A 23,338-nucleotide genomic window follows, 5' to 3' on the forward strand; every position below is an offset into this window, starting at 1 on the left:
AACCTGACATCGCCTCAAGGTAAAAGTTCAGTATACCAAGTCATTCTGATAGTCGCCTGCCATCGCCGGTCCGCGGTTGATATTCTTTCACCCTCTGGGGTGGTGGGCCTGGTGTAGGACCTGCAGACGCTGGCGAGCAACGTGAGTGTAAATCTGCGTTGTGGACAGATCCGAATGTCCCAGCAACATCTGCACCACTCGCAAGTCCGCTCCATGGTTGAGCAAGTGGGTCGCAAACGCGTGACGCAGGGTATGTGGCGACAAATGCTTCTGAATCCCTGCCCGCCCAGTGTAAAGTTTGACCCGGTGCCAAAATGTCTGGCGCGTCATTGCCTGCGCCCGATTGCCCGGAAACAGCGCATCGGAAGGCTGACCTTTGAGCAACTCGGCACGTCCTTCACGCATATAGCGCAATAGCCAATCTACGGCCTCTTCACCCAACGGCACCAGCCGTTCTTTATTACCCTTGCCTACAATGCGGACAACCCCTTGCCTCAGATTGACCTGATCCACTCTTAACGCCACCAGCTCCGAGACCCGCAAGCCACAACCGTACAGAATTTCCAGCATCGCGCGATCCCGAAGTTCCAGCGGTCGTTCAACATCAGGTTCTTTCAGCAGACTTTCAACATCCTGCTCAGACAATGAGTCCGGTAGCCGCCTTGGAATTCGAGGGCTATCAATTCTCAGTGTTGGATCTTCCTTGACCAGCCCCTCTCGCAGCAAGTAACGATAAAAACGTCGGATACCTGAAAGACGGCGAGCCGCGGTGGAGGTCTTACACCCCTCCGCCAATCCCCGCGCAATCCAGCCTAGAAGCACCGTCCGGCTAACACCCGAAAGACTTGTTGCGCCTGGCTGTGTTGCCAGCCATCGCGCCAGTTGCATCAAATCACTGCGGTAAGCCATACGCGTCTTTTCACCAAGGCCATCTTCCAGCCATAGCGCATCAACAAACTGGCTTACCAGTTGCTCGTCTTCTGGTGTCATTTCATGACTTGTCATACCGGCGCGCACCCGTCGCAACCAACAAAAAAGGGCAGCCATTAGGCTGCCCTCTTCTTCCGCTTATACCAAAGCTGGAATGATCATCGCTGAACAGCGACGACTCAGCCCAGTTTTTCTTTGATACGGGCTGCCTTACCAGACAGGTCACGGAGGTAGTAGAGTTTGGCCTGACGAACGTCACCGCGACGCTTGACGGTGAGGCTGTCGATCAACTTACTGAAAGCCTGGAAAGTACGCTCAACCCCCACGCCGTAAGAAATCTTACGAACAGTGAAAGAAGAGTTCATACCGCGGTTACGCTTACCAATGACAACGCCTTCAAACGCCTGCAGACGCTCACGGTTTCCTTCGGTAACACGAACTTGAATCACTACGGTATCACCCGGCGCAAAGGCAGGGATTTCCTTGGTCATCTGTTCATTTTCGATCTGACTGATGATGTTGTTCTTGCCGCTCATCGTATGCTCCTGATACTCAATCTTTTAATGCCCTGAAGTTTCAGAGGCACCCGGTTCATTAAAAAGTTCTTCCAGCAGCTCACGCTCTTCGTCCGTAAGCACCCGCTGTTCCAGCAGGTCGGGGCGTCGCTCCCGGGTTCGCCTTAGCGACTGTTTCAGCCGCCAACGCCGGATTTGATCATGGTGACCACTTAGCAAAACCTCCGGCACCGACTCACCTTCGTATATCTCCGGACGAGTATAGTGCGGGCAATCCAGCAAACCGTCAGCGAACGAATCCTGCTCCGCCGACTGCGCATGACCCAGCGCTCCTGGAATCAAACGCGTTACCGCATCAATGATCGCCATCGCCGCCAGTTCACCGCCGGACAAAACGAAATCACCCAGCGACACTTCGCGATCAACTTCGGCCGATATCAGACGTTCATCAACGCCTTCATAACGCCCTGCCACCAAAATCAGTTGCTGCTCGGCTGCCAAAGACTCAACAACCGACTGATTCAATGTTTCGCCCTGCGGCGACAAATAGACCACACAGGCGTTACCGGGCGCAGCCTTCCTCGCTGCTTCGATGGCATCCCGTAAAGGCTGAATTTTCATCAACATACCGGGACCGCCACCGTACGGCCGGTCATCTACGGTTCGATGACGGTCGTGGGCATAGTCTCGCGGGTTCCAGCTCGTCAAGGTCAACAGCCCCTCTCGGGCCGCTCGACCGGTCACGCCAAACTCGGTTACCGCATTGAACATTTCCGGAAACAGACTGACCGCGCCAATCCACACCCGTTAAAACTCCACATCCCAGTCCACAACCATCAGATTGGATTCAAGATCGACCGACTTGACAACCTGCTCCGGGAGATACGGAATCAAACGTTCTTTCTGATCGATCGACGTGTCCGATGGCGTTACCACCAACACGTCGTTGGAACCGGTTTCAAGGAGATGCCCAACAGTTCCCAGGTTTTGACCGTCGACTGTTTCAACATGCAGCCCTTCAAGCTGGTACCAATAAAACTCACCGTCCGGTAGCTCGGGCAATTCACTTCTCGGCACCACGATATCAACGCCGCAATAAGTTTTTGCAAGATCGCGGTCGTCTATGCCTTTCAGCTTGACCACGATACCCGGCCCCTGCCGACGACCTTCTTCGAGCTCCAGCGACATGCGCTTGCCTTCGAAGACTGCTGTCCAGTGACGGTAGTTTAGAATGCCTTCCAAGGGGTCGGTGTAAGAGTAGACCTTCAGCCACCCTTTGACCCCAAACACTGCGGTTATCCGGCCAACCACAGTTTCCTGCGAACTCTGTGTCATGGCTTTTACCCCAGCGTCTTACTCAACAATTACTCAGCAGCGCCTTTCAGCAGCTGTGTTACACGCTCGCTGGTCTGCGCGCCTTGGCCTAGCCAAAACTCAACGCGCTGACGGTCAACGCGCAAGCGCTCTTCCTGACCACGTGCAATCGGGTTGAAGAATCCAACGCGTTCAATGAAGCGGCCGTCACGGGACTTCCGGCTATCAGTGACTGTCAGATGGTAGAACGGGCGCTTCTTAGAGCCACCACGAGCCAGACGAATTATTACCATTTCGACCAATATCCTGTTCTGTTGTACGAACTTTGTACGACTCGCGTTTGCCGTTATTCGCGGCTAACGCGGAGACCCATACTCGAAAGGGGCGCTATTCTATGCTAAAACCCCGGCGAAGAAAACAGGCAAACCATCCTGATTTCTACTAACGACCGAATGGAGGCATTCCACCCCCTCCACCGCCCGGCGGCATCATGCCTTGCATGCCGCGCATCATATTGGCCATGCCGCCTTTTTTGCTGAATTTCTTCATCATTTTCTGCATCTGCTTATGCTGCTTCAGCAGACGGTTCACATCCTGAATCTGTGTCCCCGAGCCAGATGCAATCCGGCGTTTGCGTGAGTTATTGATCACATCCGGGTAGCGCCGCTCCTTGGGGGTCATGGAACAGATGATTGCCTCAAGCTGCCCCATGCTCTTGTCATTGACCTGCTGCTGGGCTGCCTGAGCCATTTGCCCCATGCCGGGCAACTTATCCATCAAGCCTCCGACGCCACCCATATTTTTCATTTGCTGGAGCTGATCGCGGAAATCCTCTAAATCAAAGCTCTTGCCTTTCTTGATCTTTTTGGTGAGCTTATCCGCTTTCTTTTTATCAATAGTGCGTTCGGCTTCCTCTATTAAAGAAAGCACATCACCCATACCCAGTATGCGCGATGCCACCCGGTCAGGATGAAACGGCTCCAGGGCATCGACTTTTTCACCGATACCCAAAAACTTAATCGGCTTACCGGTTATATGCCGCACTGACAATGCTGCGCCGCCCCGGGCATCACCATCCGTCTTGGTCAGCACGACACCGGTCAGCGGCAAGGCGTCGTTAAAAGCCTTGGCGGTATTGGCCGCATCCTGGCCCGTCATGGCATCCACGACAAACAGCGTTTCAGCCGGGTTCACCGCTTTATGCAGACGACCAATCTCGCCCATCATATGCTCGTCTATGTGCAAGCGACCGGCGGTGTCGAGAATAACGACATCAATGTGTTTTTTCCGGGCGGCATCGATCGCGCCTTCGGCGATAGCAACCGGGTCCTGGTCTGCACTGCTGGGATGGAAAGCGACGCCAACCTCGCCCGCCAGCGTTTCCAACTGCTTGATCGCCGCCGGCCGGTAGATGTCGGCACTGACCACCATCACTGACTTTTTCTGGCGTTCTTTCAGGAGCCGGGCCAGCTTGGCTACGGTCGTCGTCTTACCAGCGCCCTGCAGACCCGCCATCATAATGACGGCCGGCGGGGTGGTCGCCAGGTTCAGACCTTCGTTGCCGGCACCCATTACCCGCTCAAGCTCTTCCTGGACAACCCGGACAAAAACCTGGCCTGGTGTAAGGCTGCGCATCACCTCCTGGCCAATTGCCCTCTCACGCACACCTTCAATGAACGCTTTAACCACAGGCAACGCGACATCTGCTTCGAGCAGAGCCATGCGAACTTCCCGCAAGGTTTCTTTAATATTGTCATCTGTGAGCCGGGCCTGGCCGGATATTTTCCGCAGGCTGCCGGACAGTCGATCGGTCAGGTTTTCAAACATGGCGCTATTCAATGCCCCTGATAGTAGACGTGTGAGCGAGGAACCGGTTGATTCCGGTTGCACAATCGCGACATTATACCCAGACTATTGCCCTGAAACGACCAACCCGGTCAATTCAGTACTACCCAACCCTACTTAGTAACCGGTAAGTTGACCAAAAGGATGTCATGGGAACCCTGATTCTTGCGGTAACCACTTTATTTCTCTATAGCATCGGAACCGCGCTGCAGGCCCTCAGTTTTCGGGGCAGGGTTCATACCAGCGTTACCATCATGACGCTGATCGGCGTGCTGGCATTGACCAGCCACGGCGTCCTCATTTGGGAGACCGTCCGATCTCAGGGCGCGTTTAATCTCGGTTTTTTTCAAAGCTCCGTACTGATCTCGTGGCTTATTGTGGCGCTGCTTCTGATCCTGAACCTTCGCAAACCAGTACAAAGCCTATTTCTCGCCATTTACCCTCTGGCCGGGCTTACGGTCGTGTTCATATTAATATTCCATTCGCCACCGAGGTTTGTGGCGCAGGACAACTGGGGCATGCTATCGCACATCGCCCTATCAGTAACAGCCTACAGTCTTTTCAGCCTGGCAGCTGTGCAAGCCTTACTGCTGTATTTTCAGAACCGCCAGTTGAAGCAAAATTACAACAGCTTGCTGATTCGCAACTTGCCGCCGCTTCAAACCATGGAGTCCTTGCTGTTTGAAATGGTTTGGGCCGGCGTCATCCTGCTCGTTTTGGCCATTATCACAGGTTCCATATTTGTGGATGACCTCTTTGTTCAGGACCTGGCCCATAAAACGCTCTTCTCTCTGATGTCCCTCGCCGTCTTTGTTGGCCTCCTGATCGGCCGATACACTCAGGGCTGGCGCGGCATCACAGCCAGCCGATGGACGCTCGCTGGTTGCCTGCTGCTAATGATCGGATTTTATGGCAGCAAATTTGTACTTGAACTGATCTTCCAGCGCGGTGGCTGAATGATCCGTTCAGCGATTTTCTTGACACGACTTGCCTACAACCCTATTTTCGCTACTTATCTGCAATAAAAGGATCAGTCTTCTTGAACGAGGCATCGCTGACGGCGCTGTTTTCCCTCCTCGCGGGGCTTATTATTCTATCCGCCTTTTTCTCGAGTTCCGAAACCGGAATGATGTCGTTGAACCGGTATCGTCTCAAACACCTGGCGAAAACCGGCCACAAAGGCGCAAGAAGGGCCAACAACCTCCTGAAACGAACCGATCAGCTCATCGGCGTCATTTTGATCGGCAACAATTTTGTCAACATCTTTGCATCGTCGATCGCGACCGTAATCGCCATCCGGCTATGGGGAGATGCGGGCATCTTTATCGCCACGATACTGCTCACCATTGTGATCCTTATATTTGCCGAGGTGACACCCAAAACCCTGGCGGCACTGTTCCCTGAAAAAATTGCATTTCCCGCCAGTCACATACTGGGTCCATTGCTAAAAGCACTGTACCCGTTTGTCTGGATGGTCAATCTGTTTACCGGCCTTATCCTAAAAATCCTCCGGATCTCACCCGACGATATAGCCAATGATCACCTGAGTCGGGAGGAACTCCGGACGCTCGTCAATGAAGCGGGTGCCCTTATCCCCAGCAAGCACAAAGACATGCTGGTCAGCATCCTTGATCTTGAGAAAGTCACGGTTAACGACATTATGGTGCCACGCAACGAGGTTGTGGGAATTGATCTTGATGACGACCTGGACGGCATATTGCGCCAACTCCGCAGCAGTCAACACACGCGACTGCCCGTCTACAAAGGGGACGTCAACAACATTCAGGGCATGCTCCACCTGCGCAACACCTCAAAACTGCTCCTGCAGGACGACATCAACAAAGCCATGATCATGCAGTTGTGCCGTGAGCCGTACTTTATTCCTGAGAGCACCCCCCTGAACACGCAACTGATCAACTTTCAAAAAGCCAAACGACGCATTGGCATCGTGGTAGATGAGTATGGCGATGTGCTGGGCATTGCCACCCTGGAGGATATTCTGGAAGAAATAGTCGGTGAATTTACCACCGATTATTCAGCCACCAGCCCTGACGTCATTCCCCAGGACGACGGCACCTACATTATTGATGGCTCGGCTGCGGTGCGCACAATCAATAAGATTCTGGATTGGAAGCTGCCCATTGACGGGCCCAAAACCCTGAACGGACTTATTACCGAGCAACTGGAGACGATTCCCGAAACCAACGTCTGTCTGAAAGTGAAAGGCCATCGGGTAGAAGTCCTGCAAATTAAAGACAACGTTGTGAAGGCCGCCATTGTTCACCCTCCCCTGCGGCGTAAAAAGCGATCCAACCGGGCGTAAGGCAGCGCTCGGATATATGCCTTTAAGTTATAACCGCGCAACCGTTAGAAAGATCAAATTTTAATCATTCGCTTGACCTGCCCCGGTGAAATACCAACACTAAAGCTGGAATTTACCATAATAAGAACAGGAGCTTTATCCATGAGTCTAGGCCATACGGTTGGACTGCTCACGCACCCGGATCGGGAGTGGGAGGCTATCCGCAAGGATTCCGAATCCATCGGGATGTTGTATCTTGGACATATTCTGTTATTGGCACTCATACCTGCTGCTGCAGGTTATTACGGAACGACTCAGGTAGGTTGGCAGATTGGCGACGGACAGATTATCCGCCTGACATCGGGGAGCGCGCTGCAGCTTTGCATCCTGTTCTATGCGGCCATGTTGGCAGGCGTTTATATCATTGGACGTTTCATTGATTTTTTTGCGGCAACCTATGACGTGCGAAACGACAACCCTAAAGGGGTCATACTGGCCGCCTACACCGCCACACCCGTCTTTTTGCTGGGCGTAATTGCGGTGTATCCCAACATTTGGGTGAACATGCTGGTCGGTCTGATTGCCATTGCCTACTCGGTCTATTTGCTATACGAGGGGTTGCCCATACTGATGAAAATACCGGAAGACCGGGGCTTTATGTTCGCATCATCCGTGTTGACCGTTGGCCTGGTCATGTTTGTCGGCCTGCTTGCAATAAGCGTTGTCATCTGGAGCATGGGGGTCGGCCCGGTGTACGTCAGTTGATCTGCCAGGCTCAGAACACGACAGACTTGATTGACGGGGCGGTCCTTAGCTGCCCCGGTTTTGTATCCACGGAGGGGGTTTCCTAAGCATTTGTTCATGTTACCGAACGCTAAATTGCGGTAGATTAGACGTATAATAAAAAATCAAATAGCTACGCTCGGTCATGTATCCGGTTGAGGCATTACAGGAGTCGGCCATGAATAAGCAGTCCGGCATACATTATCTCCATGAGCACAAAGGCCCGGGGGCGACTGTGAAAGTACCACAGGAAGTTGCCCGTATCCGCGATACCGTTGTGGCCGGACTTGGGGATCTGCTCCAGGGCGCATTTGACGCTGTGGACGACTCTCTGTTCGAACTCGCCAACAATGCCCGCAGCAATAACGAACAGAACCGTTACTTTGAAGCCATGCGAGAAATTCGCATCAAGCGCAAAGGCGTCGAGAAGCACTTCCAGTCTGCCGTAGCAAAACTGTTTGGCCAGCCCCCACGAAGTTCCGATATCAGTAACACTGACCAAAACGCGCGTCAAACCGCGGACAGCCTTTCGCTGGTTCATAATGATGAGCTGGAAGAACAGGTGGCCCTGAACGCCATGGTGAGCAAGGCCCGCGCCTATTTTCAGGGGCCACTGATTCAGCTGCAAACCCGATTCAGTGTCATTTACCCGGACGCCAATGAAACAGACCCGGTTAACCCTATGGCGCCGGAACATCTATGCGGTGCCTTTATCGAAGCGGCTCAGGCGCTGGAGATCCAGATTCGCGAACGGTTGATTGTGCTGAAGCAATTTGACCGTTACGTGGTGTCCAACCTCGGCATGCTTCTAGATGAAGCGAACCGGATTTTGGTTCAAGCGGGCGTCATTCCGAATTTCCGATACCATGGCAAGACCGGCGACCAAGTCCGGGCCAAAGAACCCGAGAGCAACCCCGAACCCAAAACATCAACTGAGGCGCATCGTCAACCGGCGCAGGCAGAATCTCCCCGGGATGAAGCGTTCTTTGGGCAAATCCGCCAGCTTCTGGCCCAGCAGCGTGCCGGCGGCGTTGGCAGCCAAGGGCCCAGATCTGCCGATCCTTCACTCCATGTCATCGGCGGCGCGGAACTGTTTCAGCTATTAACCGCGCTTCCACCACAGCAGCCACAGCAACTCGATGGCAATTTGAGCGCCGGCGAGCCTCTAGTCGTTGATTTGCAATCTCTGATCGAGCAACTATTAGGCAAAGCGCAACCAGTTGATGGCAAAAAGCCCGCCCTGAACGAGATGGACGAGGACTTAATCAACCTCGTGTCCATGCTGTTTGAATTTATTCTTGACGATTACAACCTGTCTGCGCCTATTCAGGTCCTCATAAGCCGCTTGCAAATTCCTATTCTCAAAGTCGTGATCAAGGACAGGTCGTTTTTCAGCAAGGCCACACACCCGGCACGTAAACTGCTGAACGCGCTGGCACGAGCAGGCATTGGCTGGAGCGACGCCGACGAGAAAACCCGTGACAAATTATACGAGCAAATCCACACCATCGTAGTGCGGATCCTGAACGAGTTTGACGGCGACATCGCTCTGTTTGAGAGATTGGGCGAAGAATTTGATCAATTTCTCTCGAGAGAGAACCGCAAAGCGACATTGGTTGAGCAACGCACCAGGGAATCCGAGCGGGGCCGAATCAAATCACAGAAAGCACAAGAAACCGTCGACCAACTGTTGCAGGATCGATTGTCCAAACACAGGGTGCCCGTCGCTATACAGGATATACTCCTCCAAGGTTGGAGCCGCGTCATGTTTCTGGCGTACCTGCGAAACGATGTTGAACATCGCTGGAATCAGGCTGTGAGGGTTGTGGATGACCTCATTTGGTGCCTTCACCCTCACATTGAAGACCAAGAGCGCGATCAGTGGGTGCGGGTTGTTCCAGGACTACTCAAGTCACTCCGCGCCGGCTTGGAGGAAGTGTCCTACAATTCCACTAAGCTCGACGAAATGATGTCCGAATTTAAGCATGAGCTGACAGAGGCCTTCCGCGCCCACGCTTTCACCGAGGCGAAGGAGATGCCGGGTGAGCCAGAATCTCAGGATGAAGCCTCAATCGCTCAAGAGGCCGCCGACAAAAATCAGCAAGAACTGGAAGACGCCGCCATTGCTGAATTCGTTGCACAGGTTGATGCGATTGAGGTGGGCAATTGGGTGGAGTTCAATCTGGTGAATGGCGCCAGCTTCCGCTGCAAGCTCTCTGCCGTCATAGAAGAAGCCAATTGCTTTGTCTTCGTCAACAGAATGGGCCTGAAGGTAATTGAGAAAACTCGGACGGAATTGGCACACGAAATGCGCCGCGGCCGACTGACAACCCTCGAGCATGGCGCGCTCATGGACCGTGCGCTGGACGCCGTCATGGGTAGCTTGCGGCGCAATACAGGATAGGCTAGCCTTCGGGCCCTGGCCTGCATTGTATTACTGGAGCGCTCAAAGCCCGATGCTGGAGTTCGGCAATCACACTTCTAACGTACCGGCAAAGTACCGAATAACCCTGGCGATGTCCGTTGCTTTGCTTGCTCATACACTGCTAATTGCGGCACTGGCTCAATGGGAGGCGCGCCCCGAAGCCGACGTCACCAGACTCAACCTGGTACTGGTCTCATCGGGCGATGCCGAACCAGAAGCCCAAATCAGCGCGCCAGTAAAGCCTACCGCTACCCTGCAAACTACGACAACGCCAAAAAAGCTGACCATCACACCAGTGCAAACCACCTCAGCGAGTGACACCAAGGCCCCTGAACCCAGCCCCGAATCTGTTCGGCCAAGCCATTCAACTCGTTCCGAAAAACCGACTGCCCCAGCGCCTGAATCCATTTCGAGCGCGCCTTCGATTGAAGGCAAGTCGTCACCCATTGAGGGACAGGCAGACGCACAATCGACTCAGATCGCGCCTCCAGAGATGGAAACCGAGCCGACCTACCGAGGAAAACTGGTCTCTCACATCGATAACTGGATCAAAAATTCAGGTCAGATTTACATACCAGCGAAGTCTCAGCGAGCACAAAAACCACCGAAACCACTGGAGTTGGAACTTTGGTTGATGCGCAATGGCGCGATCAGACGAGCGGATATAACACAATCTTCGGGTGATTCAGTATTTGACAAGCACACGCTCAGAACGGTTCTGAATGCCAGCCCATATCCCGAACCGCCAAAAGCTGATCAGAAAAACAGCCAGATGCGCTACCGCATAACGCTGGAAGTCGGTTCAGGGCCGCCCCTATAGACGGCCCTGAACCCTGCAATCAGGCTTCTTCTTTGCTGGCCGCGCCTTTCACCAGGTCCGTCAGCTCGCCGCTTTCTGACATCTCCAGCACGATATCGCAGCCACCGACCAGCTCACCGTTCACATAAAGCTGTGGATAGGTAGGCCAGCTTGAATAGGCTTTAAGCCCTTCGCGAAGCTCCTGATTGTCCAGAATATTAACGAATGCGAAGCGCTCTCCACAGGCCATCAGTGCCTGAACAGTTTTGGCGGAAAAACCACACTGGGGAGCTTGTGGCGTGCCCTTCATGTAGAGAATGACAGCATTTTCAGAAAGCTGGCTTTTAATCGTTTCGTTGATATCCATGAATACTCACCTTAATTTCGTCGGTAATAGAAGCCGTGTGGGCGCAGCGAAGAACACACACCAACCCCTGTCTAAGACGTTGGTTTATCGCCGGCTCGTTCGATGAATTCCATTGTACACGCCTGCGCAAACCTGCACCAAATTGATCGCAGATGCCGTTCGTCGCCAGGATTGTCTTCATAGGGGTTAACCGATAGACTTAAACGCTGGCTTTTAACAAGCTTTTCAAGCAGCTCCCGTCACGTACACGTCGCCGGTGCGGAACTCCGCAATCCGGTGCGTTGCTATTTCCGGAATCCAGCCTTTGTGAGGCAGTTGCTTTTGGAACCTTGAAGACTCGTGTCTGACAGGTTCCCCGAACTATTCGTACCACGGGGACGTATCATGGCGGAACAACCCCTGCTTAACACATACGATCGCTTACCCATTGTGTTCGACCATGGGCAAGGTCCCTGGCTACACGATACGAGTGGCTACCGGTATTATGACACCTTATCCGGTCTCGCCGCATGCGGTCCCGGCGATGCTCACCCGGCTATCACTCTCTATTACAGATGAAGCAATGGATGACATGATTGATAAAGTCGTTCGCATTATTAAGCTGTATGTCGGCGACGACAGGCAACACCTGAGGACGACCCCACAATCGGATGACGGCGTGACCCGAATTGACCTTCATCAGCCGACGCCATCCCACCAATGACAGTATCGATAAGTAAAAGGGCACGAGCATGTCAGTAAGACATTTTTTAACACTGAATGACCTGAATGCCAATGAGCTGGACGAGCTACTCGACCATGCCAGTGCGCTGAAAAAGGAATGGCGTGCAGGCAAGGTTCGGGACTCCCTAAAAAACCGGGTGCTGGCGATGATTTTCGAGAAGTCGTCCACCCGAACCCGGGTTTCGTTTGAAGCGGGCATGATTCAGCTCGGTGGGGCGGCACTGTTTCTCTCTCCCCGGGATACTCAACTGGGCCGCGGAGAACCCATCGAAGATTCCGCGAGAGTCATTTCAAGCATGGCGGACGCGGTCATGATACGGACGTTCGATCACAACACGGTCCGCCGTTTCGCCTCGGTATCCAAGGCACCTGTCATCAATGCATTGACCGACGATTATCACCCATGTCAGCTATTGGCCGATATGCAAACCTATCGCGAACACCGGGGCAGCATTCGGGGGGCCACCGTCACTTGGGTCGGCGACGGCAACAATATGTGCAACTCTTACATTAATGCCGCACAACAATTTGGCTTTCATCTGCGCGTTGCCTGCCCAAAAGGGTACGAACCCGATGCGGCACTAATGGCCGAAGCGGGCAATTACGTATCCATCGTTCACGACCCCCTGCTGGCAGCAAAAGACTCGAATCTCCTGGTCACCGATGTGTGGGCCTCGATGGGCCAGGAAGATGAGCAAGCTGAACGCGCCAAGACGTTCGCCAACTATCAGATCAATCCGGCGCTGTTAGCCCAGGCCGACCGAGACGCCTTATTTATGCATTGTCTGCCCGCGCATCGTGGTGAAGAAATATCCGAGGACATGCTTGAACATGCCAGCTCAGTGGTCTGGGATGAGGCGGAAAACCGTCTCCATGCTCAAAAAGCGCTGTTGGAGTTTCTGATTCTCGGACAGATGGGCTAATGGATCTATGACGACCCAAAACACGTTTGATACCGACTGGCTTCTCCGAGTCAAAAACCTGTCTTGCGGCTATGGTGATGAGCCCGTGGTGCACAATGTCAGCTTTGCGCTTGGCCAAGGCGACATCGGCTGCTTGCTTGGTCCCAGTGGCTGTGGCAAAAGCACCATACTGCGCGCGTTGGCAGGTTTTCTGTCGATCAGCAGTGGTGAGATTCAGTTGGAATCCTCTGTGATCAGTTTACCCGGTAAAACCCAAGCGCCCGAGAAACGCAGAATAGGCATGGTGTTTCAGGATTATGCCCTGTTTCCACACCTGACCATTGCCGACAATATCGGATTCGGGCTGCGTGGGCAGAGCAAGGAAGACCGGGCTCAAAAAGTAGCCAGCCTGCTGGAACTGGTTCACCTGCAGGATCTGGCGAGCCAATACCCGCACGAATTGTCTGGCGGGCAGCAGCAACGGGTTGCGTTGGCTCGAGCATTGGCACCGGAGCCCACCCTGATTCTGCTCGACGAGCCATTTTCAAATCTGGATGCGGATCTGCGACGGCGCTTGAGTCTTGATGTGCGCGACATTTTGAAGACCCTGGGCATCAGCGCAATCCTGGTCACCCACGACCAGCAGGAAGCCTTCGCCATGTGCGATCAGGTCGCGGTTCTTAAGGACGGCCAGGTACAGCAATGGGATGTGCCATTTAACCTATACCATGAACCCTCCAACCGCTTTGTGGCAGGTTTTGTCGGGCAAGGCGGCTTTATTCCGGGCACCACCCTGGGCCCGGACTCCATTGAGTCGGAACTGGGCGTGATTCGGGGCAACCGGGCGTACGAATGGCCAGCCGGCACACTGGTGGATGTGCTTATCCGGCCCGATGACATTGTTCACGACCCGGACTCGGATCTCACCCCCAAAGTGATCGAGAAAACCTTTGCCGGCACTTCCACGCTGTACAAATTCAGACTGTCGGATGAAACCGAGTTTGAAGCCCTGTTTCGCAGCCACCTGGACTTTAATCTCGGTGAGCATGTGCCCATCCGGGTAGAGGCGGATCACCTCATCGCCTTCCAGAGATCACACTGAGGCAAGGCGGCCTCAGTGACAGCCATCCTACGGCCCAAACTCAACAACTCAAGAGCGGGAGCCTTGGTCACACCTCACCGATCAAGCTGATCGTGCACGACCTATGATACCGGCATCGGCACACAGGCATTCATGGCCATTGTGCCAACGCCTGGAAGCACTTGGGAGAATAAGCCATCAAGAGGGTAGCGCGTGGGGGAGGACAGGAAGCAAAAATAGCTTCATCGCCCTCAGCCGTGCAACACGACTCTTGCCAGCGAACGTGGCAACCCCTATGGTCGAGCGGTACTTTTTAAGCGGCGGGTTCGCAAGTTAGCCGGTGGTTCCGCGTCGGAAAGCCCGTCGGGGCGCTGAGGGACAAGCTGGCAGACCGGGACCTGCGACGAAGCGAACCGGCGGCTGTACACAGTCGTGTTCGCTATCAGCTTGCAGAGCCTGAGCTCTCACCCGGCTCGCTAAAATCTAAAAAAAAAAGGGCCGGAAAACCGGCCCTTAAAATGACGAATGAAACAAGGAAAGTTCGTAAGAACTACAACCTCAAAAGTCATCCCTTACGGTTCAAAGTATCCGCCAGCCCACTGAATCCGTCAGTGGGCATTGTGTAGTCACTTTGTTACATCGCGTTAGGCTGCGAGAACTGCATCACACGGGCTCCGGGCTGATGGCTTTCTTCCGCGGCCACACCAGACTGAAACGTGCACCACCAAGCTCGCTACTGCGGGTCACGAAGGCCTGGCCACCGTGCCAGTAAAGAATCCGACGTACAATCGACAAGCCGAGGCCATAACCACCAGACGTTCGTGTCCGGCTGTCATCGAGGCGTGCAAATGCAGTGAAAACCTTTTCCCAGTCTTCTTCCGGAATCCCTGGCCCGTCGTCCTCAACATCCACACGGCAAGTCAACTCATCCAGTTGATAACTCACCCGTACCTGCCCGGAAGCATAGCGGGCTGCATTGCCCACCAGATTCTGCAAGGCACGGTGTAGGTATCTCGGTTCAACATCCGACTGTGCCCACTGCTCACATTCGTCGGCGGCGACCTCGTTAATGGCCACGGCGGTATGAATCAGGCGTTGCTCACCCACCACCTGCCGGATTATGTCGGTTACGGACGTTTCCTGTAACGAAAATACCGGGCCGCCCTGCTCCAGGCGCGCATAGGTAAGAATTTCATCAATCAGTTCATCGAGTTCCTGGATGTCCCCGTCAATGCCGTCCAACTGCTTTTGTAAATCATTGGGGTTATCACAATCTTCAATCATCTGAACGCCAAACCGGATGCGCGCCACCGGCGTTCGCAGTTCATGAGAAACAGCGTGAATCATTTCACGCTGCACACCCACCAACCGCTGAATATGCTCCGCCATGCTATTGAATGCGGCGGCCAGGCGGCCAACCAACTTGCTTTCGCTGTTCTCAACCCGAGCGTCCATCTCACCCCGGGCAATCCGCACCGCGACCGACTCCACCGCCCGCAGATTTTTATCAACGCCGCGCAACAGCAGTAACAAGGCTCCCGCCAGAACACCACCGGCAGCCAGTATCAACAACAAGATGACCGGCCAGGCCCAAGGGTTAAACGGTTCAGGCATGTCCAGTTGGATCAGCACGCCATCGTCGAGCCGCATCAACACGTGGGCGGGACGGTACCGACCCGCCTGGTAATACGACAGGTTGCGCTCCGAAACCCGTTCAAGGACTTCGGTATCTGGCACGGCATCCGGGTCTCTCAGCGCGTCGAGATTAATCGACAAAGACCCGGCCAGCCGGCCCAACACATTGTCCCGCTCGCCCGGCAGGGTACGATTCAAATGGAGCAGCGTGATCAGCGCGGACGCCTCCGTTACGTCCCGGTAGATGTCCCGAAACCGGATTTGCAGCACGCGACCATCACTGCTCTGCACCTGCACGCTCGGACCCATTTTATTTTTCAACGTCACAACCTGGCCGTAGGCCAACCGCTCGCGCACCACCGGTGATAGCGAATCCGGTTCTATGGCGCGAAGCTCGTAGCGAGAGACAAGCCAGGGATAATGCTGGCTGGGCGCGGGCACGGAGGCCAGCCAGCGCATCAGAGGCTCTGGGTAGTGTTCCTGCCAGGATTGAAGCCGGACCGAGTTCACCCCCCAGAACAATGCCACACAGAGCAAGAGCACAACGGAAGTGAGGCCTATCAGGCGGGTATAAAATTTCAGGAAGAACTTCAGGGGCATTGGACCTACCCTGGTAAGAGGGGCAGGTGCCGGCTTGCAACCGGCACCTTGAGCGGACGATTCAGGCTTCTCTTACGAACAGATAGCCTTTACTGCGAACCGTTTTGATCCGTCGAGGATGCACCGGATCGTCACCAATCTTCGGTCGAATACGAGATACACGCACGTCAATGGAGCGATCCTGACCATCGTACTCAATGCCGCGAAGGGCGGTGAATATCTCTTCGCGACTGAGGACCCGACCGGCGCTGCTGGCAAGCAGCCACAATAAGTCAAACTCTGCGCTGGTCAAATCGATGCTCTCATCGTTCAGCCAGGCTTCCCGCATGGCACGATCAACAACCAGATCATTGAATTGTAACCGAACTGGCTCTTCGGCGCTTTCCGGCTCTTTTGACGACGCTGCGTTTTCGGTTGCCCGTCGAAGCAAAGCACGAATGCGTGCCAGCAACACCCGGGGCTTGACCGGCTTGCCGACATAATCGTCGGCGCCCATTTCAAGACCCAAAACCTGATCGAGATCGTCGGTGCGAGCCGTCAGCATGATAATGGGGCCAGAATAAAATGGCCTGACACGACGACAAATGGACAGACCGTCTTCGCCTGGCAGCATCAAGTCAAGCACAACCAGATCGGGTTGCTCGTTCTTGATGCGATCGACCGCTTGGCCCCCGTGAGACTCCAGCGTCACTGAGAGACCATTGCTCTCCAGGTACTCCCGAGTCAAATCCGCCAGTCGCTCATCATCCTCGACGATGAGAATTCGCCAACCCTCGTTGTTTGTTTGTTCCACGCCGTCCATCTCTGCTCTTATAGTTCGGTTGCAGGCCAGGATCAGAAAGACCCGGCCCGAGTTTGTGTCCAGGCGATGCCGCTGCTGAAAATCGCGCCCCCACCTTCGGCCACTTCACCAAAATCGTTGCAATGCACTGATACCTCTGAAATTCAATGCTTGCTAGCGACAATACAGGCTACGCCCCGTAACAGCAATCATACATGCTGTTCCGAAATATACATGGAAGACGTTCCCCGTTACACCCTGTGACACGTTCTAAAAGATAGTCTGCCAATGCTCATCTGTCACCGGGTCGTCATGGTTCTTTCATTTTGGTGTCACACCGGCTTCATAGGCTTGTCTGGAAATGGACACAAAGAGACGAGCCCATGACTCCTCAGACAGCCCGAGCCACACGCCTTGCCCGCCGCCTGTCGACGGCGATCACACGAGATCCTTCACAGATCGAAATTGCCCAGCGTTTGCGCTATGCCATCTTCTCAGAGGAATATGGCTCGGATCTCGGCGCCACCACCCCCGGCCTGGACGCCGACCCACACGATGCGATCTGCGACCACCTCATGGTCATTGATGAGGCGTCGGGGCAACTCGTGGCCACCACACGCCTTCTGCATCAGGACCGCGCCCGGCAAGCCGGGGGATTTTACTCGAAGAGCGAGTTTGATCTCGATCGGCTCCATCGGCTCCCTGGCATAACGGCTGAACTCGGGCGCACCTGTGTGCACCCGGACTATCGTTCAGGAGCAACCATCGGTCTGTTGTGGGCCTCGGTCGCAGAGTACCTGCTCAATGAGGGCGTCGACTATCTGATTGGCTGCGCCAGCATCAGCATGTCCGACGGCGGCCTGAAGGCCTGGCGCATCGCACGCCACTTACAGCGGGAATACCTCAGTGACGAGCAGTTTCGTGTCACCCCGGTACGGCAACTCCCCCACCTGACCCACACGGTCAATATAGACCGACCGGTCGACGTGCCGGCACTGATAAAGGCCTATATGCGTCTGGGCGCCAGAGTGTGCGGAGAGCCTTGCTGGGATCCTGAATTTCGTTGCGCGGACCTGCTGGTCATTTTGGAAGTCAGTCAGTTGACCGATCGCTACAGTCGCCACTTCATGCGCCAGCCAACAAAGACCGCGAGGTAATCCATGACCATCATCAGGCTGGCGGGCCGACTCACCCTATTTTCGTTCTTTCTCTTCCTGACCGCGGCGATCGCGGTTACGGTGCGCGTCGCCGAACGCCTCACCACACAGGCAATCGACCGCACACCCTATGCCCGCTTCTGTTTTGGCGGCGCAGCGCGATGTCTTGGATTCCGGATCACAGAATTCGGCGCCGTCGCGAATGGCCCGGTGCTGTTTGTGGGCAACCATGTTTCCTGGTCAGACATTCCCATTCTGGGTGGCGCCGCGCCGCTGCGCTTTCTTTCGAAAGCCGAAGTGGGCAGTTGGCCCGTTATTGGCTGGCTGGCAACCCAGGCCGGGACGTTGTTCATTCAACGCGGCCAGGGCCGGGCCGGACAGAGCCGGGCCGACATCGCCCACGCGCTGCGGCAAGGCCAGTCAGTACTGGTCTTTCCTGAGGGCACCACCACCGCTGGCGTAACGGTTTTACCATTCCACCGCCGCCTGCTCAGCGCGGCGGTGGATGCCGATGTGCCGATTCAGCCCGTTAGCATCGGCTATCGCAGGAAAAACCGAGCGGATCATTTAGCGCCCTTTATCGGCGACGATGAATTCCAAAGCCACCTGGTGAGAATGCTAAAACAGCCGGCAGTCGAGGTGAGCGTCATGTTTCACCCGACCGTCCAGGTCGGGCCGAATGACGACATGCAGGATGTTGCCGCGAACCTTCAACGTACCGTTGCGGGTGGCCTGGCAAGAATTCATCAGGGTCAGGCTGGCCCTATTTCTTCGTCGGTCGCTTCTCTTACCTGAACTATTTCGAGATCGAAATACAGCGTGAGCCCGGCTAAGGGGTGGTTGGCATCGACCCGTATCAGATTGCCATCGATACCGACCACTTTAACCACCTGGGCTTCGTCGCCGGTGTTGGTCTGGAACTTCATACCGATATGCAGGTTTTCGACCCCCTCAAACGCTGAGCGGGGCACTTTTCGGATCAATTCAGGGTTGGATTCACCATAGGCCATATCCGGCGGCACCGTAACCTCAAGACAATCCCCCGGCCCCCGGCCGCGCACAGCTTCCTGGATGCCTTTGATCACAGCGCCTGAGCCTTCCATGAAAATCAATGGCTCACCACCCTCAGAGGTGTCGATGACCTCACCGGTCCGGTTTTTGAGACGATAATGAACGGTGTAAACAGCCGGTCTATGCATTAGTCAGTAGGTTTCCCAGATTGATTCGAAGGTAAGGTTTGGCGTAACCCTTGTATCAGCAAGCGCCGATCCAGCCGGGCACGAATGCCCTTGGGCCGGCCCAATGCCATACGTTCGAGAAGAGGCCGCGTAGCGTCATCTTCTGCGTTTAACGTGAGTGCCCGCCAAAGTGTCCCTAGTTTACCACGCCTGGTCGCCGTGGCGGCCTTCAAGCTGCGCAGGGCTTTACCAAGCACCAGCTCATCTTCCGTAAACGCACAGCCGAAGGGAAACGGCGAAAACCGGTCTTCCCCGGCCTGCTTTAAGGCGGCCTGAACCGCTGCGGGCGAATTTTGACACCAATCGGCAGGCAGTCGGAAGCTTGCCGACACTTTGCCGGCCTTTTGCGCCTGCTTGAGCAGATCTGGCTGAAACCGGGAGTCTGCGATTCGAATCAGTGCCAGGTAAACCTGCTCATCGGGCTGGCCCCGCAAATCCGCAATGCCATATTCCGTCACCACAATGTCCCTCAGGTGCCGGGGAATGGTGCAGTGGCCATAACTGAACACAATATTGGACTCGGTGCGTCCACCGGATTGCCGGGTGCTGCGCAGAGTGAGAATGGAGTGCGCGCCAGGCAGTTCATGAGCCATCGCGACAAAATTGTATTGTCCCCCAACACCACTGACCACCCGGCCATCGTCCAGGCCGTCCGACACGGCGGCACCGTTCAGTGTGTGCATCATTGCAGAATTGATAAACCGGCTATCGCGCCGCTGCGCGGCCTTTAACCGCTGATTCCCAAACCGATGGTCGTATAGGTGATTGATGTAATTGACGCTGGTCATACAGATGGTCGAGCGCTCATCGGGGGTCAGCTCTCGCAGTTGCTGGTAAAACGCGGCGGGGCCGAGATAAAAACCGCCGTGCAACACCACCCCGTTTTTCAGTTGCACTCCAAGTGCCAGGGTTTCCAGCCGCTCCCGAGAATCGGGCTGATCCAGATCCGGCTCCAAGGTGTGCTCATTAACGACCAATCGCCCGCCTTTGAACACAACCTGATCATTGAGGATGCCATAATGTCGAAGCCATTTGACGTCCCGGGCCCGAAGCGGCGAATCAATAATTTCCTCATCACGCAATACATCCAGCGTGGTCATAGAGACCGTTGTCGAGATTTTCCCCTGATTGATCAAACGTTGCAGATCGGCATGGTCAAACACTTCACGCTTGAGAATGTTCGCCTTCATCAGATGGATAAAACCATCCACCATCATCTCGCTGCAGCCATACAGGCCTTCGTCAAAAACACCGACACCACCACAACGAACCGCCACCGGGAAGCGTTCGGCAACAGCCAGGGCATTGTATACATGCTGCCAGGTTTCGTTGTGGGTGTGACGCAGAATCGTGCTGTATACCAGCGCCGCACCCAACGATCCTATCCCGACCTGGAGGGTGCCACCATCGCGCAATAGTGTGCTGGCATAAAAACCAATCATGTGGTCTGCCGGCGCAATCGCCATCTCGGGCACTGGGAACAAGGGGTAATCGCTGGCGGGCTGATCGACAATGAAATCAAACAGCGTGCTGGGCACTTGGGCGTCACGGCCCAGGTACGGCAATTGACGATTGGTCTCTGCGACCAACGCAATGGCCCGCCCTTGTTCGCTCTGGGCGCGCAGCTCGGGCAGCAGGTCCAATGACAAATCCGGATTGCAGCTCAAGCTCAAACGGTCACTTTCACCGGACTCGTCCGGCGAGACCATCTGGCCCACGACATTGACCCCCATCGCCAGAAGATCCCGGACCACATGGGTGTAGTTGGTACAAATATAGTGTTGCTGTTGTTGCCGGTGATGCAGGAAACTGCCGGCCTTGAAAAAGAACTCCGACACCGTCACGTTGGCGGGCAATCTACCGCGCACGACATCCGCCGCGTATTCCAATTCAGGGATCTCGCCGTACAAGCGATCCGAAAATGGCTCCATGAACCGTTTTTCCAGAGAGGAGCCGCCCTTCGGCGCCAGCATTGAAATGGCCGTTACAATGTGGAGGTTGAGGCTTCTGTCACGGCAGGCCCGCTGATAGAGCGCATTCGCCAGCCGGACCGGTTTACCCAGACCAAGCGGAAGGCCCAAGGTGATGTCATTGCCGACACGCTCGACAATGGCCTCCACGCACGCATCCACATCGTTTAGCATTACCGGGGTCTTAGCCATGTGTGCAACACCTCCCTTGTCTATAACCACTCTCACGATCTGGCGCAATACCAGTCAGGCAGAAGATGATCACACGGGAGTTAACAACAGACAATGCAAGGCGGGGAATTCGAACAGGATTGAGCCATGCCAGAAGCGCGTACTCAGTGGCGGGCCCTCGGAAGCGAGGCCAGGTCTCTGTGGGTTAAAAGTTCCACTTCAGGTTGAGGCAAGCACCTTCATTGATCAGCGCTATGCCATGATCGGCGATGGCGGCATCCGAAGCATAGCGGGGCTCATTCGTGCTGGCTTTACTGAATCGCCAGCTCAACAACCGGCTGCCGAGCGTGGTCAGCGCTTCGGCATCGCCACGCTCAAAGTCACCAGACATGCGTTCCTGCAATTCGTAAAGATCATCGACCTGAGCTTCCGCTGCCAAATCTGGTTGCTCGCTCGCTTCGGCACGAACGACGAAGGCCGCCATGTTAAGCGCAAGTAATACCAAGAAGATGCGGAGAATCATTGTTAACCTAGCCTTATATCCGAGGGCGGGATTTTAGGGATATCTAAAGCTAAAGTCTAATGATTACCCAGTCTGTAACTGTGAAACAGGGCACATTTTGACCGCTTTTTTGTCACTAGATCACATGGTTTTTGTCAAATTTCGGTCATAGTCTGTTACAAAATGTACTGACGCCCCACCCAACCAATGCATGCGGGGGCGCGTCCAGGAACCTTAAAGGCGCTTACGGGCAAGGGTAAGTGAAGTCGCCGTGCAGCGCCTCTATGGCCTCCATCAGGTCATCACTCAGCTCCACAGCCGCAGAACCGATATTCTCCTTCAACTGAGTCAGGCTGGTAGCTCCGACAATGTTGCTGGTGAGAAATCCCCGGCTGTTCACGTAGGCCAGGGCCAACTGCGCGGGAGACAAACCATGCGCTCGGGCCAGTTCCGCATAGGCGCTGGCCGCCGCCGCACCGCGATCACTGGCGTAACGACTAAAGCGCTTGTAAAGCGTCAGGCGCGCACCATCCGGTCGTTGCCCATCAAGGTACTTGCCGGTAAGGACGCCAAAAGCCAGCGGCGAGTAAGCCAACAGACCCACCTGCTCGCGTTGTGCGATCTCTGCCAACCCCACCTCAAACGATCGGTTCAGCAGGTTATACGGATTCTGAATGCTGGCAATGCGGGGCCAACCACACTGCTCCGCTAACTTGAGGTACTGCATCGTGCCCCAGGGCGTCTCGTTGGACAGCCCGATATGGCGGATTTTACCCTCACCCACCAGTTCATGAAGTGCCGCCAGAGTTTCTTCAATCGGCGTGGCCTGCTCACGCCCGTTGTGCTGGTAGCCCAATTGACCAAAAAAATTGGTGCTGCGGGCAGGCCAATGCACTTGATACAGATCGATATAATCCGTTTTCAGCCGTTTGAGGCTATCCTCACAGGCGGTCCGAATGTGCTCACGAGTGAGACGGGGCCCATTGCGAAGGTAGCTCAGCCCGTTTCCTGGCCCGGCAACCTTGGAGGCAATCACCAAGTCGTCCCGTCTTCCACGACGGGACAGCCAGTTACCCAGGTAACTTTCTGTCAGGCCCTGGGTTTCCGGCCTGGGGGGCACGGGATACATCTCAGCGGCGTCAATAAAGTTAATGCCCTCCGCGGTTGCCATATCCAACTGCTCAAAGGCGTCCTGCTCTGAGTTTTGCTCGCCCCAGGTCATGGTGCCCAAGCAAATAAGACTGACGTCGAGTTCGGTGCGTCCCAATTTACGTGTCTGCATGTGTCCTCCGGGTAAG

General features: G+C 55.0%; 22 protein-coding genes. 9 read left to right on the forward strand and 13 right to left on the reverse strand.

What is annotated here, in order from left to right; genetic code table 11:
• Positions 1 to 87 precede the first annotated feature (87 nt).
• The 6 genes from xerD to ffh form a co-directional block, all read right to left on the reverse strand.
• The gene (xerD, locus tag GRX64_RS17500) at positions 88 to 990 is read right to left on the reverse strand and encodes a site-specific tyrosine recombinase XerD (protein WP_166269301.1); all 903 of its coding nucleotides are present in this window, start codon (positions 988 to 990) and stop codon (positions 88 to 90) included.
• Positions 991 to 1,109: 119 nt separating this feature from the next.
• Positions 1,110 to 1,466, reverse strand: coding sequence for a 50S ribosomal protein L19 (gene rplS / locus GRX64_RS17505; RefSeq protein WP_166269100.1), 357 nt, complete (start codon positions 1,464 to 1,466; stop codon positions 1,110 to 1,112).
• Positions 1,467 to 1,490: 24 nt separating this feature from the next.
• Positions 1,491 to 2,249 carry a tRNA (guanosine(37)-N1)-methyltransferase TrmD gene (trmD, locus tag GRX64_RS17510; RefSeq protein WP_166269102.1) on the reverse strand — a complete coding sequence of 253 codons (759 nt, stop codon included), beginning with the start codon at positions 2,247 to 2,249 and terminating at the stop codon, positions 1,491 to 1,493.
• A gap of 3 nt (positions 2,250 to 2,252) precedes the next feature.
• Positions 2,253 to 2,780 carry a ribosome maturation factor RimM gene (rimM, locus tag GRX64_RS17515; RefSeq protein ID WP_166269104.1) on the reverse strand — a complete coding sequence of 176 codons (528 nt, stop codon included), beginning with the start codon at positions 2,778 to 2,780 and terminating at the stop codon, positions 2,253 to 2,255.
• Positions 2,781 to 2,809: 29 nt separating this feature from the next.
• The gene (rpsP, locus tag GRX64_RS17520; protein WP_166269106.1) at positions 2,810 to 3,052 is read right to left on the reverse strand and encodes a 30S ribosomal protein S16; all 243 of its coding nucleotides are present in this window, start codon (positions 3,050 to 3,052) and stop codon (positions 2,810 to 2,812) included.
• A 148-nt stretch (positions 3,053 to 3,200) separates the two neighbouring features.
• A complete protein-coding gene (gene ffh, locus GRX64_RS17525) occupies positions 3,201 to 4,586 on the reverse strand; it encodes a signal recognition particle protein (protein ID WP_166269108.1) in 1,386 nt (461 codons plus the stop codon).
• Positions 4,587 to 4,753: 167 nt separating this feature from the next.
• Here ffh and GRX64_RS17530 point away from each other — a divergent pair, with 167 nt between their 5' ends.
• The 5 genes from GRX64_RS17530 to GRX64_RS17550 all read left to right on the forward strand — a co-directional run bounded on the left by GRX64_RS17530 (position 4,754) and on the right by GRX64_RS17550 (position 10,934).
• Positions 4,754 to 5,560 (forward strand): cytochrome C assembly family protein, encoded by an 807-nt coding sequence (locus tag GRX64_RS17530; protein WP_166269110.1) that lies wholly within the window; start codon positions 4,754 to 4,756, stop codon positions 5,558 to 5,560.
• Between the two features lie 83 nt (positions 5,561 to 5,643).
• Positions 5,644 to 6,927, forward strand: coding sequence for an HlyC/CorC family transporter (locus GRX64_RS17535; protein WP_166269112.1), 1,284 nt, complete (start codon positions 5,644 to 5,646; stop codon positions 6,925 to 6,927).
• A gap of 141 nt (positions 6,928 to 7,068) precedes the next feature.
• The gene (locus GRX64_RS17540; protein WP_166269114.1) at positions 7,069 to 7,671 is read left to right on the forward strand and encodes a Yip1 family protein; all 603 of its coding nucleotides are present in this window, start codon (positions 7,069 to 7,071) and stop codon (positions 7,669 to 7,671) included.
• Between the two features lie 196 nt (positions 7,672 to 7,867).
• Positions 7,868 to 10,093 (forward strand): DUF1631 domain-containing protein, encoded by a 2,226-nt coding sequence (locus tag GRX64_RS17545; protein WP_166269116.1) that lies wholly within the window; start codon positions 7,868 to 7,870, stop codon positions 10,091 to 10,093.
• A gap of 52 nt (positions 10,094 to 10,145) precedes the next feature.
• The gene (locus tag GRX64_RS17550; RefSeq protein ID WP_166269118.1) at positions 10,146 to 10,934 is read left to right on the forward strand and encodes a TonB family protein; all 789 of its coding nucleotides are present in this window, start codon (positions 10,146 to 10,148) and stop codon (positions 10,932 to 10,934) included.
• A 19-nt stretch (positions 10,935 to 10,953) separates the two neighbouring features.
• On the opposite strand, the gene grxD is transcribed toward GRX64_RS17550, so the two are convergent.
• Positions 10,954 to 11,280, reverse strand: a complete 327-nt coding sequence (grxD, locus tag GRX64_RS17555) for a Grx4 family monothiol glutaredoxin (protein ID WP_166269120.1) — start codon at positions 11,278 to 11,280, stop codon at positions 10,954 to 10,956.
• Positions 11,281 to 12,011: 731 nt separating this feature from the next.
• On the opposite strand from grxD, the gene argF reads away from it, so the two are divergent.
• Positions 12,012 to 12,926: an ornithine carbamoyltransferase gene (argF, locus tag GRX64_RS17560; protein WP_166269122.1), complete on the forward strand. Its 915-nt coding sequence runs from the start codon at positions 12,012 to 12,014 to the stop codon at positions 12,924 to 12,926.
• Between the two features lie 7 nt (positions 12,927 to 12,933).
• On the forward strand, positions 12,934 to 14,007 hold the full coding sequence (locus GRX64_RS17565) for an ABC transporter ATP-binding protein (RefSeq protein ID WP_166269124.1): 1,074 nt from the start codon (positions 12,934 to 12,936) through the stop codon (positions 14,005 to 14,007).
• A gap of 642 nt (positions 14,008 to 14,649) precedes the next feature.
• On the opposite strand, the gene GRX64_RS17570 is transcribed toward GRX64_RS17565, so the two are convergent.
• Positions 14,650 to 16,221 carry an ATP-binding protein gene (locus GRX64_RS17570; protein ID WP_166269126.1) on the reverse strand — a complete coding sequence of 524 codons (1,572 nt, stop codon included), beginning with the start codon at positions 16,219 to 16,221 and terminating at the stop codon, positions 14,650 to 14,652.
• A 61-nt stretch (positions 16,222 to 16,282) separates the two neighbouring features.
• On the reverse strand, positions 16,283 to 17,023 hold the full coding sequence (locus GRX64_RS17575; protein ID WP_166269128.1) for a response regulator: 741 nt from the start codon (positions 17,021 to 17,023) through the stop codon (positions 16,283 to 16,285).
• A gap of 362 nt (positions 17,024 to 17,385) precedes the next feature.
• Between GRX64_RS17575 and GRX64_RS17580 the strand changes: the two genes are divergently transcribed.
• Positions 17,386 to 18,159, forward strand: coding sequence for a GNAT family N-acetyltransferase (locus GRX64_RS17580; RefSeq protein WP_166269130.1), 774 nt, complete (start codon positions 17,386 to 17,388; stop codon positions 18,157 to 18,159).
• A 3-nt stretch (positions 18,160 to 18,162) separates the two neighbouring features.
• Positions 18,163 to 18,954 (forward strand): lysophospholipid acyltransferase family protein, encoded by a 792-nt coding sequence (locus tag GRX64_RS17585; RefSeq protein WP_166269132.1) that lies wholly within the window; start codon positions 18,163 to 18,165, stop codon positions 18,952 to 18,954.
• Here the strand turns inward: GRX64_RS17585 and GRX64_RS17590 are convergent.
• The 4 genes from GRX64_RS17590 to GRX64_RS17605 all read right to left on the reverse strand — a co-directional run bounded on the left by GRX64_RS17590 (position 18,912) and on the right by GRX64_RS17605 (position 23,322).
• Positions 18,912 to 19,358, reverse strand: coding sequence for an FKBP-type peptidyl-prolyl cis-trans isomerase (locus GRX64_RS17590; protein WP_166269134.1), 447 nt, complete (start codon positions 19,356 to 19,358; stop codon positions 18,912 to 18,914). The two genes, GRX64_RS17585 and GRX64_RS17590, sit on opposite strands and share 43 nt — an antisense overlap.
• Positions 19,358 to 21,559: an acetyl-CoA hydrolase/transferase C-terminal domain-containing protein gene (locus GRX64_RS17595; protein WP_166269136.1), complete on the reverse strand. Its 2,202-nt coding sequence runs from the start codon at positions 21,557 to 21,559 to the stop codon at positions 19,358 to 19,360. Before GRX64_RS17595 ends, GRX64_RS17590 begins: the two co-directional genes overlap by 1 nt.
• A 184-nt stretch (positions 21,560 to 21,743) precedes the next feature.
• Entirely contained in the window at positions 21,744 to 22,061 is a 318-nt protein-coding gene (locus tag GRX64_RS17600) for a hypothetical protein (protein WP_166269138.1), read from the reverse strand.
• A gap of 223 nt (positions 22,062 to 22,284) precedes the next feature.
• A complete protein-coding gene (locus GRX64_RS17605; RefSeq protein WP_166269140.1) occupies positions 22,285 to 23,322 on the reverse strand; it encodes an NADP(H)-dependent aldo-keto reductase in 1,038 nt (345 codons plus the stop codon).
• Between the last annotated feature and the right edge of the window lie 16 nt (positions 23,323 to 23,338).

The sequence above is a fragment of the Marinobacter caseinilyticus genome (assembly GCF_011074955.1).
GTDB classification, from domain to species: Bacteria; Pseudomonadota; Gammaproteobacteria; order Pseudomonadales; family Oleiphilaceae; genus Marinobacter; species Marinobacter caseinilyticus.

What these genes read in the sequence shown, in the direction of transcription:
- ffh (WP_166269108.1), bottom strand. Translation starts at nt 4,586, where the DNA reads ATGTTTGAAAACCTGACCGATCGACTGTCCGGCAGCCTGCGGAAAATA.
- GRX64_RS17570 (WP_166269126.1), bottom strand. Translation starts at nt 16,221, where the DNA reads ATGCCCCTGAAGTTCTTCCTGAAATTTTATACCCGCCTGATAGGCCTC.
- GRX64_RS17605 (WP_166269140.1), bottom strand. Translation starts at nt 23,322, where the DNA reads ATGCAGACACGTAAATTGGGACGCACCGAACTCGACGTCAGTCTTATT.
- GRX64_RS17545 (WP_166269116.1), top strand. Translation starts at nt 7,868, where the DNA reads ATGAATAAGCAGTCCGGCATACATTATCTCCATGAGCACAAAGGCCCG.
- GRX64_RS17530 (WP_166269110.1), top strand. Translation starts at nt 4,754, where the DNA reads ATGGGAACCCTGATTCTTGCGGTAACCACTTTATTTCTCTATAGCATC.
- grxD (WP_166269120.1), bottom strand. Translation starts at nt 11,280, where the DNA reads ATGGATATCAACGAAACGATTAAAAGCCAGCTTTCTGAAAATGCTGTC.
- xerD (WP_166269301.1), bottom strand. Translation starts at nt 990, where the DNA reads ATGACACCAGAAGACGAGCAACTGGTAAGCCAGTTTGTTGATGCGCTA.
- GRX64_RS17550 (WP_166269118.1), top strand. Translation starts at nt 10,146, where the DNA reads ATGCTGGAGTTCGGCAATCACACTTCTAACGTACCGGCAAAGTACCGA.
- GRX64_RS17575 (WP_166269128.1), bottom strand. Translation starts at nt 17,023, where the DNA reads ATGGACGGCGTGGAACAAACAAACAACGAGGGTTGGCGAATTCTCATC.
- argF (WP_166269122.1), top strand. Translation starts at nt 12,012, where the DNA reads ATGTCAGTAAGACATTTTTTAACACTGAATGACCTGAATGCCAATGAG.
- rimM (WP_166269104.1), bottom strand. Translation starts at nt 2,780, where the DNA reads ATGACACAGAGTTCGCAGGAAACTGTGGTTGGCCGGATAACCGCAGTG.
- GRX64_RS17540 (WP_166269114.1), top strand. Translation starts at nt 7,069, where the DNA reads ATGAGTCTAGGCCATACGGTTGGACTGCTCACGCACCCGGATCGGGAG.
- rplS (WP_166269100.1), bottom strand. Translation starts at nt 1,466, where the DNA reads ATGAGCGGCAAGAACAACATCATCAGTCAGATCGAAAATGAACAGATG.
- GRX64_RS17590 (WP_166269134.1), bottom strand. Translation starts at nt 19,358, where the DNA reads ATGCATAGACCGGCTGTTTACACCGTTCATTATCGTCTCAAAAACCGG.
- GRX64_RS17580 (WP_166269130.1), top strand. Translation starts at nt 17,386, where the DNA reads ATGACTCCTCAGACAGCCCGAGCCACACGCCTTGCCCGCCGCCTGTCG.
- GRX64_RS17565 (WP_166269124.1), top strand. Translation starts at nt 12,934, where the DNA reads ATGACGACCCAAAACACGTTTGATACCGACTGGCTTCTCCGAGTCAAA.
- GRX64_RS17600 (WP_166269138.1), bottom strand. Translation starts at nt 22,061, where the DNA reads ATGATTCTCCGCATCTTCTTGGTATTACTTGCGCTTAACATGGCGGCC.
- GRX64_RS17585 (WP_166269132.1), top strand. Translation starts at nt 18,163, where the DNA reads ATGACCATCATCAGGCTGGCGGGCCGACTCACCCTATTTTCGTTCTTT.
- rpsP (WP_166269106.1), bottom strand. Translation starts at nt 3,052, where the DNA reads ATGGTAATAATTCGTCTGGCTCGTGGTGGCTCTAAGAAGCGCCCGTTC.
- GRX64_RS17595 (WP_166269136.1), bottom strand. Translation starts at nt 21,559, where the DNA reads ATGGCTAAGACCCCGGTAATGCTAAACGATGTGGATGCGTGCGTGGAG.